This window comes from Pseudomonas wayambapalatensis (assembly GCF_049942315.1).
GTDB lineage: Bacteria > Pseudomonadota > Gammaproteobacteria > Pseudomonadales > Pseudomonadaceae > Aquipseudomonas > Aquipseudomonas wayambapalatensis.
This window is the reverse complement of the sequence record NZ_JBNFMU010000209.1, coordinates 1-18,044: the sequence shown is the minus strand read 5'-3', so window position 1 is coordinate 18,044 and position 18,044 is coordinate 1. Positions and strand designations below refer to the sequence as shown.

The 18,044-nt window shown below is 60.2% G+C and carries 18 protein-coding genes; 17 read left to right on the top strand and 1 reads right to left on the bottom strand.

All coding sequences use genetic code 11. The features are described 5' to 3' along the window. Positions 1 to 57: 57 nt before the first annotated feature. The 17 genes from mnmE to glmS all read left to right on the top strand — a co-directional run bounded on the left by mnmE (position 58) and on the right by glmS (position 17,718). Positions 58 to 1,428 carry a tRNA uridine-5-carboxymethylaminomethyl(34) synthesis GTPase MnmE gene (gene mnmE / locus ACPZMI_RS18075; RefSeq protein ID WP_186670182.1) on the top strand — a complete coding sequence of 457 codons (1,371 nt, stop codon included), beginning with the start codon at positions 58 to 60 and terminating at the stop codon, positions 1,426 to 1,428. 509 nt (positions 1,429 to 1,937) lie between these two features. Next, positions 1,938 to 3,830: a tRNA uridine-5-carboxymethylaminomethyl(34) synthesis enzyme MnmG gene (mnmG, locus tag ACPZMI_RS18070; protein WP_065864648.1), complete on the top strand. Its 1,893-nt coding sequence runs from the start codon at positions 1,938 to 1,940 to the stop codon at positions 3,828 to 3,830. Next, positions 3,827 to 4,477: a 16S rRNA (guanine(527)-N(7))-methyltransferase RsmG gene (gene rsmG, locus ACPZMI_RS18065; protein ID WP_186670178.1), complete on the top strand. Its 651-nt coding sequence runs from the start codon at positions 3,827 to 3,829 to the stop codon at positions 4,475 to 4,477. The genes mnmG and rsmG overlap by 4 nt, the downstream gene beginning before the upstream one ends. Before the next feature lie 18 nt (positions 4,478 to 4,495). Further along, complete coding sequence (locus ACPZMI_RS18060) at positions 4,496 to 5,287, top strand: ParA family protein (protein ID WP_063541904.1); 792 nt, start codon at positions 4,496 to 4,498, stop codon at positions 5,285 to 5,287. A 9-nt stretch (positions 5,288 to 5,296) separates the two neighbouring features. Next, the gene (locus ACPZMI_RS18055) at positions 5,297 to 6,169 is read left to right on the top strand and encodes a ParB/RepB/Spo0J family partition protein (protein WP_054893011.1); all 873 of its coding nucleotides are present in this window, start codon (positions 5,297 to 5,299) and stop codon (positions 6,167 to 6,169) included. 149 nt (positions 6,170 to 6,318) lie between these two features. Continuing rightward, the gene (locus ACPZMI_RS18050; protein ID WP_054893010.1) at positions 6,319 to 6,726 is read left to right on the top strand and encodes a F0F1 ATP synthase subunit I; all 408 of its coding nucleotides are present in this window, start codon (positions 6,319 to 6,321) and stop codon (positions 6,724 to 6,726) included. A 16-nt stretch (positions 6,727 to 6,742) separates the two neighbouring features. After that, positions 6,743 to 7,612 carry a F0F1 ATP synthase subunit A gene (gene atpB, locus ACPZMI_RS18045; protein WP_054893009.1) on the top strand — a complete coding sequence of 290 codons (870 nt, stop codon included), beginning with the start codon at positions 6,743 to 6,745 and terminating at the stop codon, positions 7,610 to 7,612. Between the two features lie 143 nt (positions 7,613 to 7,755). Then, the gene (gene atpE, locus ACPZMI_RS18040) at positions 7,756 to 8,013 is read left to right on the top strand and encodes a F0F1 ATP synthase subunit C (protein ID WP_003097235.1); all 258 of its coding nucleotides are present in this window, start codon (positions 7,756 to 7,758) and stop codon (positions 8,011 to 8,013) included. 57 nt (positions 8,014 to 8,070) lie between these two features. Beyond that, positions 8,071 to 8,541, top strand: a complete 471-nt coding sequence (locus ACPZMI_RS18035) for a F0F1 ATP synthase subunit B (RefSeq protein ID WP_054893008.1) — start codon at positions 8,071 to 8,073, stop codon at positions 8,539 to 8,541. Positions 8,542 to 8,553: 12 nt separating this feature from the next. Next, on the top strand, positions 8,554 to 9,090 hold the full coding sequence (locus tag ACPZMI_RS18030) for a F0F1 ATP synthase subunit delta (protein ID WP_054893007.1): 537 nt from the start codon (positions 8,554 to 8,556) through the stop codon (positions 9,088 to 9,090). A 21-nt stretch (positions 9,091 to 9,111) separates the two neighbouring features. After that, positions 9,112 to 10,656: a F0F1 ATP synthase subunit alpha gene (atpA, locus tag ACPZMI_RS18025; RefSeq protein ID WP_054893006.1), complete on the top strand. Its 1,545-nt coding sequence runs from the start codon at positions 9,112 to 9,114 to the stop codon at positions 10,654 to 10,656. A 48-nt stretch (positions 10,657 to 10,704) separates the two neighbouring features. Next, positions 10,705 to 11,565, top strand: coding sequence for a F0F1 ATP synthase subunit gamma (gene atpG, locus ACPZMI_RS18020; protein ID WP_003253195.1), 861 nt, complete (start codon positions 10,705 to 10,707; stop codon positions 11,563 to 11,565). A 27-nt stretch (positions 11,566 to 11,592) separates the two neighbouring features. Continuing rightward, positions 11,593 to 12,969 (top strand): F0F1 ATP synthase subunit beta, encoded by a 1,377-nt coding sequence (gene atpD / locus ACPZMI_RS18015; protein ID WP_186670175.1) that lies wholly within the window; start codon positions 11,593 to 11,595, stop codon positions 12,967 to 12,969. Between the two features lie 44 nt (positions 12,970 to 13,013). Then, on the top strand, positions 13,014 to 13,433 hold the full coding sequence (locus ACPZMI_RS18010; RefSeq protein ID WP_054893003.1) for a F0F1 ATP synthase subunit epsilon: 420 nt from the start codon (positions 13,014 to 13,016) through the stop codon (positions 13,431 to 13,433). A 121-nt stretch (positions 13,434 to 13,554) separates the two neighbouring features. Further along, positions 13,555 to 14,922, top strand: a complete 1,368-nt coding sequence (gene glmU / locus ACPZMI_RS18005; RefSeq protein WP_186670173.1) for a bifunctional UDP-N-acetylglucosamine diphosphorylase/glucosamine-1-phosphate N-acetyltransferase GlmU — start codon at positions 13,555 to 13,557, stop codon at positions 14,920 to 14,922. 181 nt (positions 14,923 to 15,103) lie between these two features. Further along, positions 15,104 to 15,880: a DeoR/GlpR family DNA-binding transcription regulator gene (locus ACPZMI_RS18000; RefSeq protein WP_063541896.1), complete on the top strand. Its 777-nt coding sequence runs from the start codon at positions 15,104 to 15,106 to the stop codon at positions 15,878 to 15,880. Between the two features lie 2 nt (positions 15,881 to 15,882). Further along, a complete protein-coding gene (gene glmS / locus ACPZMI_RS17995) occupies positions 15,883 to 17,718 on the top strand; it encodes a glutamine--fructose-6-phosphate transaminase (isomerizing) (RefSeq protein ID WP_186670171.1) in 1,836 nt (611 codons plus the stop codon). A gap of 140 nt (positions 17,719 to 17,858) precedes the next feature. Here glmS and ACPZMI_RS17990 read toward each other — a convergent pair. Continuing rightward, a partial coding sequence (locus ACPZMI_RS17990) for a hypothetical protein (protein WP_426352758.1) occupies positions 17,859 to 18,044 on the bottom strand: 186 nt, incomplete at its 5' end.

Genomic DNA, 18,044 nt, shown 5'->3' with positions numbered 1-18,044 from the left:
ACGCCCCTTCGTGGGGCGTTTTTGCTATCCGTCGTTTTGTCGTAGAGGCTGTCGAGCATGAACACCGTGCGTGAAACCATTGCCGCCATCGCCACCGCCCAGGGCCGCGGTGGCGTCGGTATCGTCCGCTTGTCCGGGCCACTGGCCAGCCAGGCCGGGCAGGCCATCACCGGCCGCACACTGACTCCGCGCCATGCCCACTACGGGCCATTTCGTGCCGACGGTGGTTTGGTCCTGGATGAAGGCATTGCGCTGTTCTTCCCTGGCCCCAACTCGTTCACTGGTGAAGACGTCCTGGAACTGCAGGGGCATGGAGGGCCGGTGGTGCTCGACATGCTGTTGCAGCGCTGTGTCGAGTTGGGTTGTCGTCTCGCCCGTCCTGGCGAGTTCAGCGAGCGGGCGTTCCTCAACGATAAACTCGACCTGGCCCAGGCCGAAGCGATCGCCGACCTGATCGAAGCCAGTTCCACCCAAGCCGCACGCAATGCGTTGCGCTCGCTGCAGGGGGCGTTTTCCAAGCGGGTGCATGCATTGACCGAAGCGCTGATCGCCCTGCGCATCTACGTTGAAGCGGCGATCGACTTCCCGGAGGAGGAAATCGACTTTCTCGCCGATGGCCATGTGCTGAAGATGCTGGAAGCCGTCCGGGACGACTTGTCCACAGTTCAGCGTGAGGCGGGGCAGGGGGCGTTGCTGCGTGACGGCATGACGGTGGTGATTGCAGGCCGTCCGAATGCCGGCAAGTCGAGCCTGCTGAACCAATTGGCCGGACGCGAGGCGGCGATCGTCACCGACATCGCTGGCACCACCCGGGACATCCTGCGCGAACATATCCACATCGATGGCATGCCGTTGCACGTGGTGGATACCGCAGGTCTGCGCGACACCGACGATCATGTGGAAAAGATTGGCGTGGAACGCGCACTCAAGGCGATTGGCGAGGCAGACCGGGTACTGCTGGTGGTGGATTCCACTGCGCCCGAGGCCAACGATCCGTTCGCCTTGTGGCCGGAGTTCCTCGATCAGCGGCCGGACCCTGCAAAAGTCACGCTGATTCGCAACAAGGCCGACCTGAGCGGCGAGAGCGTCGGTATCGAGCAGAGTGATGATGGCCACGTGACGATCACCCTCAGTGCGAAGGGCGACGCTACAGGCCTGGATCTGCTGCGTGATCACCTCAAGGCCTGCATGGGTTACGAACAGACTGCGGAAAGCAGCTTCAGTGCGCGCAGGCGGCATCTGGATGCACTGCGCCAGGCCAGCGCCCACCTCGATCATGGTCATGCCCAACTGACGCTCGCTGGTGCCGGTGAGTTGCTGGCAGAGGACCTGCGCCATGCTCAACAGGCCCTGGGAGAGATCACCGGCGCATTCAGCTCGGATGACTTGTTGGGAAGGATCTTCTCGAGCTTCTGTATCGGTAAATAATCCACAGCTCAGTAACACCAAGGCCGCTCCAGCCAGGAGCGGCTTTTTTTTGCCTGTCAGAAACGTGGGCTTGCCCGCGAATCGATTACCCACTGTAGATCTCATCCACAGACCGAAAACCATCACCAGAAGCCCTGTGGAAAACTGGCCTTCAGGTCCGTTGATAACCAGGCTTTTTTTCTGAGGACAATCCCGCCTGTGGGTAACACGTACTTTAATCCACAGGTTAAACGCCGTTATCCAGAACCCTCAACCCCCCTTCGACACAGGGTTATGATTCTCTGAAGGCGGCATGGATACTGGCCTCAATTCACTTATCCACATGTGGATAGCCGCCTAAGAATAAACATAAAAACAAAGCTTTTATAAATTTTTCCTTTTTGATTTCTATTGCCGCCATTCATCCACAGACTGGTCAAAATTTGCTCAGACGGTTTCACTAGAGCGGGTGAAGTCCCTATACTTGTCGGCTTACCTTCTCTATTCGCAAAACAGGCACGAGGTGCGTGGTGGATTTCCCTTCCCGTTTTGAAGTGATCGTCATCGGCGGCGGCCATGCCGGTACCGAGGCTGCGCTTGCGTCCGCACGCATGGGTGTGAAAACCCTGCTGCTGACCCATAACGTGGAAACCCTCGGTCACATGAGTTGCAACCCGGCCATCGGTGGTATCGGCAAGAGCCACCTGGTCAAGGAAATCGATGCACTCGGCGGCGCCATGGCGCTTGCCACCGACAAGAGCGGCATCCAGTTCCGCATCCTGAACAACCGCAAGGGCCCGGCTGTGCGCGCCACTCGTGCACAGGCCGACCGCGCCATCTACAAGGCCGTGGTCCGCGAGATCCTGGAAAACCAGCCGAACCTGTGGATATTCCAACAGTCCTGCGATGACCTGATCGTCGAGCAGGACCAGGTCAAGGGCGTGGTGACACAGATGGGCCTGCGCTTCTTCGCCGACTCTGTGGTGCTGACTACCGGCACCTTCCTCGGTGGACTTATCCACATCGGCCTGCAGAACTACTCCGGTGGTCGCGCCGGTGATCCTCCCGCCATTGCCCTGGCTCATCGTCTGCGTGAACTGCCGCTGCGCGTTGGCCGTTTGAAAACCGGCACGCCGCCCCGTATCGATGGCCGCTCGGTAGACTTCTCGGTGATGGGCGAACAACCCGGCGATACCCCGATCCCGGTGATGTCGTTCATGGGCAATGCGCAGATGCACCCGCGCCAGGTCAGCTGCTGGATTACCCACACCAACGCCCGCACCCACGAGATCATCGCCTCAAACCTCGACCGCTCGCCGATGTACTCCGGTGTGATCGAAGGCATCGGCCCGCGCTACTGCCCGTCGATCGAGGACAAGATCCATCGCTTCGCCGACAAGGAAAGCCATCAGGTATTCATCGAGCCGGAAGGCCTGAATACCCATGAGCTGTATCCCAACGGCATCTCGACTTCGCTGCCATTCGATGTGCAGTTGCAGATCGTCCGTTCGATCCGCGGCATGGAGAACGCGCACATCGTGCGTCCGGGTTACGCCATCGAGTACGACTACTTCGACCCGCGTGACCTCAAGTACAGTCTCGAGACCAAGGTCATCGGCGGCCTGTTCTTCGCTGGCCAGATCAACGGCACCACCGGCTACGAAGAAGCCGGCGCCCAGGGCCTGCTGGCCGGTACCAACGCCGCACTGCGTGCGCAGGGCCGCGAAAGCTGGTGCCCGCGCCGTGACGAGGCGTACATCGGCGTACTGGTCGACGACCTGATTACCCTGGGCACCCAGGAGCCTTACCGCATGTTCACCTCGCGTGCCGAATACCGGCTGATCCTGCGCGAAGACAACGCTGATCTGCGCCTGACCGAGAAAGGCCGCGAGCTGGGGTTGGTCGACGATGAGCGCTGGGCCGCCTTCACCGCCAAGCGCGAAGGCATCGAGCGCGAGGAACAGCGCATGAAGAGCACCTGGATCCGCCCGGGCACGCCGCAAGGCCAAGCCGTTGTGGATAAGTTCGGTACACCGCTGGCCCACGAGTACAACCTGCTCAACCTGCTGGCGCGCCCCGAGATCGACTACGCCGGGCTGATCGAAGCCACGGGCGGTGATGTCATCGATCCCCAGGTGGCCGAACAGGTCGAGATCAAGACCAAGTACGCCGGCTACATCGATCGCCAGCAGGACGAGATCGCCCGTCTGCGCGCCAGCGAAGACACTCGCCTGCCTGTGGATATCGACTACGCTGGCATTTCCGGGTTGTCCAAGGAAATCCAGAGCAAGCTCGGCCAGACCCGTCCGGAAACCCTCGGCCAGGCTTCCCGTATTCCCGGCGTTACCCCGGCGGCAATTTCTCTGTTGCTGATTCACCTGAAAAAACGCGGCGCTGGCCGCGAATTGGAGCAAAGCGCTTGAGTTCCCTGGTCACCCCGCAACATGCCGAAGAGTTGTCCACAGGTGCGCGCCAGCTCGGAGTCGAGCTGAGTGCGCAGCAGCACGAACTGCTGCTTGGGTACCTGGCCCTGTTGATCAAATGGAACAAGGCCTACAACCTGACCGCAGTGCGCGATCCGGACGAGATGGTATCGCGTCATCTGCTCGACAGCCTCAGCGTCATGCCGTTTATCCACAGCGACACGCAACGCTGGCTGGATGTTGGCAGCGGCGGCGGCATGCCGGGTATCCCGCTGGCTATCCTGCATCCGCACAAGCAGGTGACGGTACTGGACAGCAACGGCAAGAAGACCCGCTTCCTGACGCAGGTGAAGATGGAGCTGAAACTCGACAACCTGACGGTTATCCACAGCCGTGTGGAAGAGGTTCAGCCCGAGCAACCGTTCTGCGGCATCATCTCCCGGGCGTTCAGCAGCATGGAGAATTTCACCAACTGGACCCGCCATCTGGGTGACGCCCGTACGCAATGGCTTGCAATGAAGGGGCTGCATCCTGCCGATGAACTGGTAGCATTGCCCGCAGACTTCACAGTGGAAAGCGAGCAGGCCCTGACCGTTCCAGGTTGCCAGGGCCAGCGCCATCTGCTGATACTGCGCCGCAAGGCTTGACTGGGAACACACGCAACAATGGCTAAGGTATTCGCAATCGCGAACCAGAAGGGTGGTGTCGGCAAGACCACCACCTGCATCAATCTCGCCGCATCGCTGGCCGCGACCAAGCGTCGCGTGCTGCTGATCGACCTCGATCCACAGGGCAATGCCACCATGGGCAGCGGTGTGGACAAGCACGAGCTCGAGCACTCGGTGTACGACCTGTTGATCGGGGAATGCGACCTGGCCCAGGCCATGCAGTACTCCGAGCACGGCGGCTTCCAGCTGTTGCCCGCCAACCGTGACCTCACCGCCGCAGAGGTGGTGCTGCTGGAAATGCAGATGAAGGAGAGCCGCCTGCGCAACGCGCTGGCGCCTATCCGCGACAACTACGACTACATCCTCATCGACTGCCCGCCTTCGTTGTCGATGCTGACGCTGAACGCCTTGGTCGCTTCCGATGGCGTGATCATCCCCATGCAGTGCGAGTACTACGCGCTGGAAGGCCTGAGCGACCTTGTGGATAACATCAAGCGCATCGCTGCCCGGTTGAACCCGGAGCTGAAGATCGAAGGCCTGCTGCGGACCATGTACGACCCGCGCCTGAGCCTGAACAACGATGTTTCGGCCCAGCTCAAGGAGCATTTCGGCGATCAGCTCTACGACACCGTGATACCGCGCAACATTCGCCTGGCCGAGGCTCCGAGCTTCGGTATGCCGGCGCTGGCCTACGACAAGCAATCACGTGGTGCGCTCGCCTACCTGGCCCTGGCTGGGGAACTGGTGCGCCGTCAGCGCCGTCAATCCCGCACTGCACAAACAACTTAAGGAATCCGCATGGCCATCAAGAAACGCGGTCTCGGACGTGGGTTGGATGCACTGCTCAGTGGTCCTTCCGTCAGCGCGCTCGAAGAGCAGGCTGTCACGGTCGACCAGAAGGAACTGCAGCGCCTGCCGGTCGAACTGATCCAGCGTGGCAAGTACCAACCTCGCCGTGACATGGACCCGGAGGCGCTGGAGGAGCTGGCGCATTCGATCCGCAATCATGGCGTGATGCAGCCGATCGTGGTTCGCCCGATTGGCGAAGGCCGCTACGAAATCATCGCCGGTGAGCGTCGCTGGCGCGCCACCCAGCAGGCAGGCCTGGACACTATCCCGGCCATGGTCCGCGAGGTGCCGGACGAAGCCGCCATCGCCATGGCGCTGATCGAAAACATCCAGCGCGAGGATCTCAACCCGCTGGAAGAAGCCCTTGCCCTGCAGCGGTTGCAGCAGGAGTTCGAGCTGACCCAGCAACAGGTGGCCGATGCCGTGGGCAAGTCGCGTGTCACCGTGGCCAACCTGCTGCGCCTGATCAGCCTTCCTGAGGCGATCAAGACCATGCTCGCCCACGGCGACCTGGAAATGGGCCATGCGCGCGCCTTGCTGGGGCTCGAGGAGAGCCGGCAGGAAGAAGGGGCGCGACATGTTGTCGCACGAGGCCTCACCGTGCGCCAAACCGAGGCACTGGTCCGTCAGTGGCTCAACGGCAAGCCTGAGCCGGTGGAATCGAGCAAACCTGATCCGGATATCGCCCGGCTGGAACAGCGGCTGGCAGAGCGCCTGGGCTCATCGGTGCAGATTCGCCATGGCGACAAGGGCAAGGGCCAGCTGGTCATCCGCTACAACTCCCTCGACGAGCTTCAGGGTGTACTTGCTCACATCCGCTGAAACAATTCCCGTTGTAGCGCGCAGTCGGAAATCACTACCCAAGAGTTGAATAGGGGTTAATCCACCCCTATACTCTGCGCGCATTTTGTCGGCACAAATTATGCCAAGTCATAGCTGACTGGGCAGTCGACTTTCGAGGAGCAGTTTTGATGGAAATCCGCACGCCAAACCGCCTGCCTTTCCATCGCTGGGCGGTTTTCCCGGTACTGCTGGCTCAATTTGGGGTGTTATTGCTGGCAACGTTGGTGTTGTGGCAGTGGCAGGGCAAGGTCAGCGGTTATTCGGGCCTCTGTGGAGGTTTGATCGGCTGGCTGCCCAACGTGTATTTCGCCTGGAAGGCTTTTCGCTTCAGCGGAGCCCGGGCGGCGCAGGCCATCGTCAAGTCGTTCTACGCAGGCGAGGCAGGCAAATTGATTTTGACGGCAGTGCTGTTCGCACTGACCTTTGCAGGAGTGAAGCCACTGGCGCCGTTAGCAGTATTCGGCGTCTTCCTGCTGACTCTCACGGTCAGCTGGTTCGCGCCACTGCTGATGAATAAAAGACTTTCGAGACCTTAGGGCGTTTGAGGCAACCATGGCAGCAGAAACCGCTTCGGGCTATATCCAGCACCACTTGCAGAACCTGACCTACGGTCAACTACCAGACGGCAGCTGGGGCCTGGCCCATTCGGCTGCCGAAGCCAAGGCAATGGGCTTCTGGGCATTCCACCTGGACACCCTGGGCTGGTCCGTTGCACTGGGTCTGATCTTCCTGTTCATCTTCCGCATGGCGGCCAAGAAGGCGACCTCCGGTCAGCCCGGTGCCCTGCAGAACTTCGTCGAAGTACTGGTCGACTTCGTTCACGGCAGCGTGAAGGACTCGTTCCACGGTCGTAGCCCGGTCATCGCACCGCTGGCCCTGACCATCTTCGTCTGGGTGTTCCTGATGAACGCCATCGACCTGGTACCGGTCGACTGGATTCCGCAGCTGGCGATCCTGATCTCGGGCGATCCGCACATTCCGTTCCGTGCTGTATCGACCACCGACCCGAACGCCACCCTGGGCATGGCCCTGAGCGTGTTCGCGCTGATCATCTTCTACAGCATCAAGGTCAAGGGCATCGGCGGCTTCATCGGCGAGCTCACGCTCCACCCGTTCGGTAGCAAGAACATCTTCGTGCAGATCCTGCTGATCCCGGTGAACTTCCTGCTGGAATTCGTCACCCTGATCGCCAAACCGATCTCCCTGGCACTGCGACTGTTCGGCAACATGTATGCCGGCGAGCTGGTGTTCATCCTGATCGCCGTGATGTTCGGCACCGGCATCCTCTGGCTGAGCGGCCTGGGTGTGGTGCTGCAGTGGGCGTGGGCCGTGTTCCACATCCTGATCATCACTCTGCAAGCATTCATCTTCATGATGCTCACCATCGTCTACCTGTCGATGGCGCACGAAGATAACCATTAAGACCGCCTGGCGTGTCTGATAGTCTTCCCCGCCTGTTCGGGGGGAAGACTGAAAAAGTCCGCAAGGGCAGTTGTTTCAAACGATTTGTTTTACCGCTTCAATTAAAAAACCTAACCAATACGACGTAAAAGTCGGGAGGAAAGATGGAAACTGTAGTTGGTCTGACCGCTATCGCTGTTGCTCTGCTGATCGGCCTGGGTGCTCTGGGTACCGCCATTGGTTTCGGCCTGCTGGGCGGCAAGTTCCTGGAAGGCGCTGCTCGTCAGCCTGAGATGGTTCCGATGCTGCAGGTCAAAATGTTCATCGTTGCCGGTCTGCTCGACGCCGTAACCATGATCGGTGTTGGTATCGCTCTGTTCTTCACCTTCGCGAATCCCTTCGTTGGTCAGATCGCCGGCTAATCACTCGTTCCTACGAGTTGATTGGTGTGATGGACAAAGACCGAGCGAGGTGTTGGCGTGAACATTAATGCAACCCTGATTGGCCAATCCGTTGCTTTTCTGATTTTTGTGCTGTTCTGCATGAAGTATGTATGGCCTCCGGTCATCACTGCTCTGCACGAGCGCCAAAAGAAGATTGCCGACGGCTTGGACGCTGCCAACCGCGCAGCTCGCGACCTGGAGCTGGCCCAAGAGAAAGCGGGTCAGCAACTGCGTGAAGCAAAAGCACAGGCAGCCGAAATCATTGAGCAAAGCAAGAAACGCGCTGCTCAGCTTGTCGAGGAAGCCCGTGATCAGGCTCGCGTCGAAGCTGACCGTGTGAAGGCTCAGGCTCAAGCCGAGATCGAACAGGAACTCAACAGCATCAAAGACGCCCTGCGTGCCCAAGTGGGTGCCCTGGCCGTTGGCGGCGCTGAAAAGATCCTTGGCGCCACAATCGATCAAAACGCGCATGCGGAGCTGGTTAACAAACTGGCCGCTGAAATTTAAGCGAGGGCGATCATGGCAGAACTGACCACGTTGGCCCGACCTTACGCTAAGGCAGCTTTCGAGCACGCCCAGGCCCAGCAGCAACTGGCCAATTGGTCAGCCATGCTCGGCCTGGCTGCTGCGGTGTCGGAAGACGGCACCATGCAGCGCCTGCTCAAGGCCCCGCAACTGACTAGCGCAGAAAAGGCCGCCGCATTCATTGAAGTGTGCGGTGACAAGTTCGATGTACAGGCACAGAATTTCATTCATGTTGCCGCGGAAAACGACCGTCTCCTGCTTCTGCCGGAGATCGCCGCTCTGTTCGACCTGTACAAGGCCGAGCAAGAGAAATCCGTGGACGTGGAAGTCACCAGTGCTTTTGCGTTGAACCAAGAACAGCAAGACAAACTCGCCAAGGTTCTCAGTGCACGGCTCAGCCGGGAAGTGCGCCTGCACGCGTCGGAGGATGCCAGCCTGATCGGCGGCGTCGTCATCCGCGCCGGCGACCTGGTAATCGATGGCTCGGTTCGCGGCAAGATCGCGAAACTGGCCGAAGCATTGAAATCTTGAGTTTGAAGGGGCAGCAGAGCAATGCAGCAACTCAATCCTTCCGAAATTAGTGAAATCATCAAGGGTCGCATCGAGAAACTCGATGTCGGCTCCCAAGCCCGTAACGAAGGTACCGTTGTTTCGGTATCCGACGGTATCGTGCGGATCCACGGTCTGGCCGACGTCATGTACGGCGAAATGATCGAGTTCCCTGGCAGCGTATTCGGCATGGCACTGAACCTGGAGCAAGACTCCGTAGGTGCAGTGATCCTGGGTGCCTATGACACCCTCGCCGAAGGCATGAGCGCCAAGTGCACCGGCCGCATCCTGGAAGTTCCGGTTGGTAAGGAACTGCTGGGTCGCGTCGTTGACGCACTGGGCAACCCGATCGACGGTAAAGGTCCTCTGGGCAACACTCAGACCGACGCGGTCGAGAAAGTGGCTCCAGGCGTGATCTGGCGTAAGTCGGTAGACCAGCCTGTACAGACTGGCTACAAGTCCGTCGACGCCATGATCCCAGTCGGCCGTGGCCAGCGTGAGCTGATCATCGGTGACCGCCAGATCGGCAAGACCGCCATGGCCATCGACGCCATCATCAACCAGAAAGACTCCGGTATTTTCTGTGTTTATGTTGCTGTCGGCCAAAAGCGTTCCACCGTTGCCAACATCGTTCGCAAGCTGGAAGAAGCCGGCGCCCTGGCCAACACCATCGTGGTCGTTGCCAGTGCTTCGGAATCCGCCGCACTGCAGTTCCTGGCGCCATACGCCGGCTGCACCATGGGCGAGTTCTTCCGTGACCGCGGTGAAGACGCCCTGATCGTCTACGATGACCTGTCCAAGCAGGCTGTTGCCTACCGTCAGATCTCCCTGCTGCTGCGCCGTCCACCAGGACGTGAAGCGTACCCAGGCGACGTGTTCTATCTCCACTCCCGTCTGCTGGAGCGTGCATCGCGCGTTTCGGAAGAGTATGTCGAGAAGTTCACCAACGGCGCAGTGACTGGCAAGACCGGTTCCCTGACCGCCCTGCCGATCATCGAAACCCAGGCTGGCGACGTTTCCGCGTTCGTTCCGACCAACGTGATCTCGATCACCGACGGTCAGATCTTCCTGGAATCGGCCATGTTCAACTCGGGCATCCGTCCTGCAGTGAACGCCGGTGTTTCGGTATCCCGTGTAGGTGGTGCCGCTCAGACCAAGATCATCAAGAAGCTGTCCGGCGGTATCCGTACCGCACTGGCTCAGTACCGTGAACTGGCTGCATTCGCCCAGTTCGCTTCGGATCTGGACGAGGCTACCCGCAAGCAGCTGGAGCATGGTCAGCGCGTTACCGAGCTGATGAAGCAGAAGCAGTACGCGCCAATGTCGATCGCCGACATGGCCCTGTCGCTGTACGCCGCTGAGCGTGGTTTCCTGACTGACGTAGAAGTCTCCAAGGTCGGCAGCTTCGAGCAAGCGCTGATCGCCTACTTCCACCGTGATCACGCCGAGCTGTTGGCCAAGATCAACGTGAAAGGTGACTTCAACGACGAAATCGACGCTGGCATGAAAGCCGGTATCGAGAAGTTCAAGGCCACCCAGACCTGGTAAGCCGCAGCGGGGGCTCCGGCCCCCGCTTGCTAACCTGATAGGTGATACATGGCAGGCGCAAAAGAGATTCGCAGTAAGATTGCGAGCATCAAAAGCACGCAAAAAATTACCAGCGCCATGGAGAAAGTGGCGGTCAGCAAAATGCGCAAGGCACAAATGCGCATGGCTGCTAGCCGTCCTTACGCGGAGCGTATCCGCCAGGTGATCGGTCATCTGGCCAACGCCAACCCGGAATACCGCCACCCGTTCATGATCGAGCGCCCTGTAAAGCGTGCCGGTTATATCGTGGTGAGCAGTGACCGTGGTCTGTGCGGTGGCTTGAATACCAACCTGTTCAAGGCCCTGGTCAAGGACATGAGCGCAAACCGCGAACAGGGCGTGGAAATCGACCTGTGCGTGATCGGCAGCAAGGGTGCGACTTTCTTCCGCATCTTTGGCGGCAACGTCGTAGCCGCGATCAGCCACCTGGGCGAAGAGCCATCGATCAACGATCTGATCGGCTCCGTCAAAGTGATGCTGGACGCCTACCTCGATGGCCGTATCGATCGCCTCTCGGTGGTTTCGAACAAGTTCATCAACACCATGACCCAAAAACCGACGGTCGAGCAATTGGTACCGTTGGTGGCAACCCCGGATCAGGATCTCAAGCATCACTGGGATTACCTGTACGAACCCGACGCAAAAGAGCTGCTGGACGGCTTGATGGTGCGTTACGTGGAGTCGCAGGTGTACCAGGCGGTGGTCGAGAACAACGCTGCTGAACAAGCGGCCCGGATGATCGCCATGAAGAACGCCACAGACAACGCCGGTGATTTGATCAAAGAGCTGCAATTGATCTACAACAAGGCGCGTCAGGCTGCGATCACCCAGGAGATCTCGGAAATCGTCGGCGGCGCTGCCGCGGTTTAACGGTTCAAAAATTCAGAGGATCCAGCTATGAGTAGCGGACGTATCGTTCAAATCATCGGCGCCGTCATCGACGTGGAATTCCCACGTGACGTCGTGCCGAGTGTTTACAACGCGCTGAAAGTACAAGGCGCGGAAACCACCCTGGAAGTTCAGCAGCAGCTGGGCGACGGCGTGGTTCGTACCATTGCGATGGGCTCGACCGAAGGCCTGAAGCGCGGTCTGGACGTCGTCGATACCGGCGCGGCCATCTCCGTTCCAGTTGGTAAGGCCACTCTGGGCCGTATCATGGACGTCCTCGGCAACCCGATCGACGAAGCCGGCCCGATCGGCGAAGAAGAGCGTCGCGGTATCCACCAGCCAGCGCCTTCCTTCGCTGACCAGGCAGGCGGCAACGACCTGCTGGAAACCGGCATCAAGGTTATCGACCTGGTTTGCCCGTTCGCCAAGGGTGGTAAGGTTGGTCTGTTCGGTGGTGCCGGTGTCGGCAAGACCGTAAACATGATGGAACTGATCCGTAACATCGCCATGGAACACAGCGGTTACTCCGTGTTCGCTGGTGTGGGTGAGCGTACTCGTGAGGGTAACGACTTCTACCACGAGATGAAGGACTCCAACGTTCTCGACAAGGTAGCGCTGGTCTACGGTCAGATGAACGAGCCACCAGGAAACCGTCTGCGCGTTGCGCTGACCGGCCTGACCATGGCTGAGAAGTTCCGTGACGAAGGTAACGACGTTCTGCTGTTCGTCGACAACATCTATCGTTACACCCTGGCCGGTACTGAAGTATCCGCACTGCTGGGCCGTATGCCTTCGGCAGTAGGTTACCAGCCGACCCTGGCTGAAGAGATGGGCGTTCTGCAAGAGCGCATCACTTCGACCAAGGAAGGTTCGATCACCTCCGTTCAGGCCGTATACGTACCTGCGGACGACCTGACCGACCCGTCGCCAGCGACCACCTTCGCCCACTTGGACGCCACCGTCGTTCTGTCCCGTGACATCGCCTCCCTGGGTATCTACCCAGCGGTCGACCCACTGGATTCGACTTCGCGCCAGCTGGACCCGAACGTGATCGGCACCGAGCACTACGAGACCGCTCGTGGCGTTCAGTATGTTCTGCAGCGCTACAAAGAGCTGAAGGACATCATCGCGATCCTGGGTATGGACGAACTGTCCGAAGCCGACAAGCAACTGGTTGCCCGCGCTCGTAAGATCCAGCGCTTCCTGTCGCAGCCGTTCTTCGTGGCCGAAGTCTTCACCGGCTCGCCAGGCAAGTACGTTCCGCTCAAGGACACCATCGCTGGCTTCAGCGGCATCCTCAAAGGTGACTACGACCACCTGCCAGAACAAGCGTTCTACATGGTCGGCAGCATCGACGAAGCGATCGAGAAAGCCAAGAAACTGTAATCCCGGCGCCCCGCAAGGGGCGCTAATCAGGTTGAGGCAAGCAGATGGCTATGACAGTCCATTGCGACATCGTCAGCGCAGAGGGAGAGATCTTCTCCGGCCTGGTCGAGATGGTAGTAGCGCACGGCAACCTGGGCGATCTGGGTATCGCTCCAGGCCACGCGCCGCTGATCACCAATCTCAAGCCGGGTCCGATCACGCTGACCAAGCAGGGTGGCACTCAAGAGGTGTTCTACATCTCCGGTGGCTTCCTCGAAGTGCAGCCGAACATGGTCAAGGTTCTCGCCGACACCGTGCAACGTGCTGCCGACCTGGACGAAGCTCAGGCTCAGGAAGCCCTCAAGGCTGCCGAGAACGCGCTGAACACTAAAGGCTCGGACTTCGACTACGGCGCTGCTGCCGCACGTCTGGCCGAGGCTGCAGCTCAGCTGCGTACTGTCCAGCAATTGCGCAAGGGCAAGTGATCCGGTCCTCCCGGTAACCTGCGTTGCGATTGAGTTAAAGGGTAGCCTCGGCTACCCTTTTTCTTTTCCGAATTTTCGCCTTCGGTCACATCCCTGACCGCCCAGGATTGGTAGCCAGTCAATGTCCCTCGATATCGTTATTCTCGCCGCAGGCCAAGGCACTCGCATGCGCTCCTCGCTGCCCAAGGTGCTGCACCCGGTTGCTGGTAATTCCATGCTTGGCCATGTTATCCACAGCGCGCGACAGTTGCAGCCAAAGGGCATCCATGTGGTCATCGGCCATGGTGCAGAGCTGGTGCGTGAACGCTTGGCGGCTGACGACCTGAATTTCGTCATGCAGGACAAGCAGCTTGGCACCGGCCATGCCGTCGCCCAGGCACTGCCGGCGATCACCGCCGATACCGTGCTGGTGCTCTATGGCGACGTGCCATTGATCGAGGTGGGCACGCTCGAGCGGCTTCTGGCCAAGGTCAATGAACAGCAACTCGGCCTGCTGACCGTCACCCTGCAGGATCCAACCGGTTACGGCCGCATCGTGCGTGATGCCCAAGGTCAGGTTGCGGCCATCGTCGAGCACAAGGACGCCAGTGATGCACAGCGAGCGATCAAGGAAGGCAACACGGGCATCCTCGCGATGCCGGCCGCGCGTCTGGCAGACTGGATGGGGCGTCTGTCCAACAACAACGCCCAGGGCGAGTACTACCTCACCGACGTGATCGCCATGGCCGTGGCCGATGGCCTGGTGGTTGCCACCGAACAGCCCCATGACGCGATGGAAGTGCAGGGCGCCAACGACCGTCTGCAACTGTCCGAGCTCGAGCGTCATTACCAGTTGCGCGAAGGACGCCGACTGATGGCCCAGGGCGTGACCCTGCGTGATCCCGCGCGCTTCGACGTGCGTGGCGAGGTGATCGTGGGGCGCGATGTGCTGATCGACATCAACGTCATTCTCGAAGGCAAGGTGGTCATCGAAGACGATGTGCAGATCGGCCCGAACTGCGTGATCAAGAACAGCACCCTGCGCAAGGGCGCCGTGATCAAGGCCAACAGCCACATCGAAGGTGCGGTGATGGGCGAGGGCAGCGATGCCGGCCCGTTCGCTCGCCTGCGCCCAGGCAGCGTACTGGAAGCCAAGGCCCATGTGGGTAACTTCGTCGAGCTGAAGAACGCCCGTCTGGGCGAAGGCGCCAAGGCCGGTCACCTGACTTATCTGGGCGACGCCGAGATCGGTGCGCGCACCAATATCGGCGCGGGTACCATCACCTGCAACTACGATGGCGCGAACAAGTTCAAGACCGTCCTAGGCGAAGATGTGTTCATCGGCTCGAACAACTCGCTGGTTGCGCCTGTGGAAATCAAGGATGGCGCCACCACTGCGGCGGGCTCGACCATCAACCAGTCGGTCGAAGCCGCTCAGTTGGCAGTAGCCCGCGCGCGTCAGCGCAACATCGATGGCTGGAAACGGCCAGAGAAGATCAAGAAAAGCTGAGTTATCCACAGACGTTTCGATCGAAAGCCGACTTATGTGAGTAAGTCGGCTTTTTTATTGCCGGACAAGCCCGCTCCCACAGGGAGTAGCGTTACCAGGTAAGTCTATTCGCTGCTTGACGAATCCTTCATCTTAGGTTTTGATTGCAACCATTATCTTTCGAACCGAAACTTACAAGCTCATGTCGAAACGAAATACCCCCCAGCGCCGCCACAATATCCTGGCCTTGCTCGCCGAGCAGGGCGAGGTGAGTGTGGACGCGTTGGCCAAGCGTTTCGAAACTTCGGAAGTGACCATCCGCAAGGATCTCGCCGCACTGGAAGCCAACGGCCTGCTGCTGCGTCGCTACGGCGGCGCGGTGCCCGTCCCGCAGGAGATGCTTGGCGAAGCCGCTCAGCCCGTTTCCAGCTACAAGAAAGCCATCGCCCGAGCCGCTGTCGGACGCATCCGTGAGCACGCACGCATCATCATCGACAGTGGCAGTACCACCGCCGCGATGATCCCGGAACTGGGCCGCCAGCCCGGTCTGGTCGTGATGACCAACTCCCTGAACGTGGCCCGTGCCATCAGCGAGCTGGAGCACGAACCGGTGCTGCTGATGACCGGCGGCACCTGGGACCCGCATTCCGAGTCGTTCCAGGGCCAGGTCGCCGAGCAGGTACTACGCTCATACGATTTCGACCAGTTGTTCATCGGTGCCGACGGCATCGACCTGAACCGCGGCACCACCACTTTCAACGAACTGCTCGGCCTGAGCCGGGTGATGGCGGAAGTGGCCCGGGAAGTGATCGTGATGGTCGAATCGGACAAGGTCGGACGCAAGATCCCCAACCTCGAGCTGCCCTGGAGCAGCGTTACCACCCTTATTACAGATGATCGCCTGCCCGCAGCGGCACGCGAACAGATTCAAGCCCGCGGCATCAACCTGATCTGCGCCGCGATCAGCCAGGAGCAATGACCATGTGTGGAATCGTCGGTGCAGTCGCCGAGCGCAATATCACCTCCATCCTCATCGAGGGCCTCAAGCGCCTGGAATACCGCGGTTACGACAGCGCGGGCCTGGCCGTCATCACCCAGCAGGGCGAGCTCGATCGTCGTCGCCGCATCGGCAAGGTGAGCGAGCTGGAAGCCGCGGTGACTGCCGAGCCGCTCAACGGTCACCTGGGCATCGCCCACACCCGTTGGGCAACCCACGGCGCGCCGACCGAGCACAATGCCCACCCGCACTTCTCCGGCCAGGAAGTGGCCGTGGTGCACAACGGCATCATCGAGAACCACGAGGAACTGCGTGAAGAGCTCAAGGGCCTGGGCTATGTATTCACCTCGCAGACCGACACCGAGGTGATCGTTCACCTGATCCACCACACCCTCAAGAGCATTCCCGACCTGACCGATGCGTTCAAGGCGGTGGTCAAGCGCCTGCACGGTGCCTATGGCTTGTCGGTGATCAGCGTCAAGCAGCCCGACCGCCTGGTGGCCGCGCGCAGCGGCAGCCCGTTGGTGATCGGTCTTGGCCATGGCGAGAACTTCCTCGCCTCCGACCAGTTGGCCCTGCGCCAGGTCACCGACCGTTTCATGTACCTGGAAGAAGGCGATATCGCCGAAATCCGCCGCGACCAGGTGAGCATCTGGGACCAGGCCGGCAGCAAGGTGCAACGCGAGACCGTGCAGTACCACGAAGGCGCCGAGGCGGCCGACAAGGGCGCCTATCGCCACTTCATGCTCAAGGAAATCCACGAGCAGCCGTCGGTGGTGCAGCGTACCCTCGAAGGCCGTCTGGGCAAGGATCACGTGATGGTCCAGGCGTTCGGTCCACAGGCTGCCGAGCTGTTCGCCAAGGTGCGCAATGTACAGATCGTCGCCTGCGGCACCAGCTATCATGCGGGCATGGTCGCCCGTTACTGGCTGGAAAGCCTGGCGGGTATTCCGTGCCAGGTCGAAGTCGCCAGTGAGTTCCGCTATCGCAAGGTGGTGGTGCAGCCGGACACCTTGTTCGTTTCCATCTCCCAGTCGGGCGAAACCGCCGACACCCTGGCCGCGCTGCGCAACGCCAAGGAGCTGGGTTTCCTTGGCAGCCTGGCGATCTGCAACGTTGGCATCAGCTCGCTGGTGCGTGAATCCGACCTGACCCTGCTGACCCTGGCCGGCCCGGAAATCGGCGTTGCTTCGACCAAGGCCTTCACCACCCAGCTGGTCTCGCTGATGCTGCTGACCCTCGCCCTGGGTCAGGTACGCGGTAGCCTCGAAGCGGGCGTCGAAGCCGAGCTGGTCGAGGAACTGCGCCGCCTGCCGACGCGTCTGGGCGAAGCCCTGGCGATGGACAGCGTGGTCGAGAAGACCGCCGAACTGTTCGCCGACAAGCACCACACCCTGTTCCTCGGCCGTGGCGCCCAGTACCCGGTGGCGATGGAAGGTGCGCTCAAGCTCAAGGAGATCTCCTACATCCACGCCGAGGCGTACCCCGCTGGCGAGCTCAAGCACGGCCCGCTGGCGCTGGTCGATGCCGACATGCCGGTGGTCACTGTTGCGCCGAACAACGAGCTGCTGGAAAAGCTCAAGTCGAACCTGCAGGAAGTCCGCGCGCGTGGCGGCGAGCTGGTGGTGTTCGCCGATGAGCAGTCGGGCATGGGCAACGGCGAAGGCACCCACGTGATCAAGGTGCCGCACATCATCGATGCCTTGGCACCGATCCTGTACACCATCCCGCTGCAGCTGCTGTCGTACTACGTGGCCGTGCTCAAAGGCACTGACGTCGACCAGCCGCGTAACCTGGCCAAGTCGGTGACGGTGGAGTAAGCGGTTGCGCTGAGCAAAGGGTGTGGTTTTAGAGAATTAAAACTGTCGCAGGAGTCGATGAGGCCCAGCCTCTCGCCTCCTGCGAGGCTTCTCGGCCCCTTGCCCTTCTACCGACCTAGCCTCACCATCAACGAGCCGTTTCATGCTGTTGAGAATTCAACCCGATGAGTCGCTGCGGTCATTTGTGGAGCGAAATCTTTTTCTACAACGGCATACCCATGCGGTAGAAATTTTTGGGGTGAATCGCCCCTGGTTTCGTAGACACCTCCAAGCCTCATAATGAGGCCCAAATAGGAGGTGCCATGAGTCGTCAGCGTTACCCCGAA

Coding starts and splice junctions, on each gene's coding strand:
- atpE (WP_003097235.1), top strand. CDS start 7,756: ATGGAAACTGTAGTTGGTCTGACCGCTATCGCTGTTGCTCTGCTGATC.
- atpB (WP_054893009.1), top strand. CDS start 6,743: ATGGCAGCAGAAACCGCTTCGGGCTATATCCAGCACCACTTGCAGAAC.
- ACPZMI_RS18000 (WP_063541896.1), top strand. CDS start 15,104: ATGTCGAAACGAAATACCCCCCAGCGCCGCCACAATATCCTGGCCTTG.
- ACPZMI_RS18010 (WP_054893003.1), top strand. CDS start 13,014: ATGGCTATGACAGTCCATTGCGACATCGTCAGCGCAGAGGGAGAGATC.
- ACPZMI_RS18055 (WP_054893011.1), top strand. CDS start 5,297: ATGGCCATCAAGAAACGCGGTCTCGGACGTGGGTTGGATGCACTGCTC.
- ACPZMI_RS18060 (WP_063541904.1), top strand. CDS start 4,496: ATGGCTAAGGTATTCGCAATCGCGAACCAGAAGGGTGGTGTCGGCAAG.
- mnmE (WP_186670182.1), top strand. CDS start 58: ATGAACACCGTGCGTGAAACCATTGCCGCCATCGCCACCGCCCAGGGC.
- glmU (WP_186670173.1), top strand. CDS start 13,555: ATGTCCCTCGATATCGTTATTCTCGCCGCAGGCCAAGGCACTCGCATG.
- atpA (WP_054893006.1), top strand. CDS start 9,112: ATGCAGCAACTCAATCCTTCCGAAATTAGTGAAATCATCAAGGGTCGC.
- ACPZMI_RS18050 (WP_054893010.1), top strand. CDS start 6,319: ATGGAAATCCGCACGCCAAACCGCCTGCCTTTCCATCGCTGGGCGGTT.
- atpG (WP_003253195.1), top strand. CDS start 10,705: ATGGCAGGCGCAAAAGAGATTCGCAGTAAGATTGCGAGCATCAAAAGC.
- glmS (WP_186670171.1), top strand. CDS start 15,883: ATGTGTGGAATCGTCGGTGCAGTCGCCGAGCGCAATATCACCTCCATC.
- atpD (WP_186670175.1), top strand. CDS start 11,593: ATGAGTAGCGGACGTATCGTTCAAATCATCGGCGCCGTCATCGACGTG.
- ACPZMI_RS18030 (WP_054893007.1), top strand. CDS start 8,554: ATGGCAGAACTGACCACGTTGGCCCGACCTTACGCTAAGGCAGCTTTC.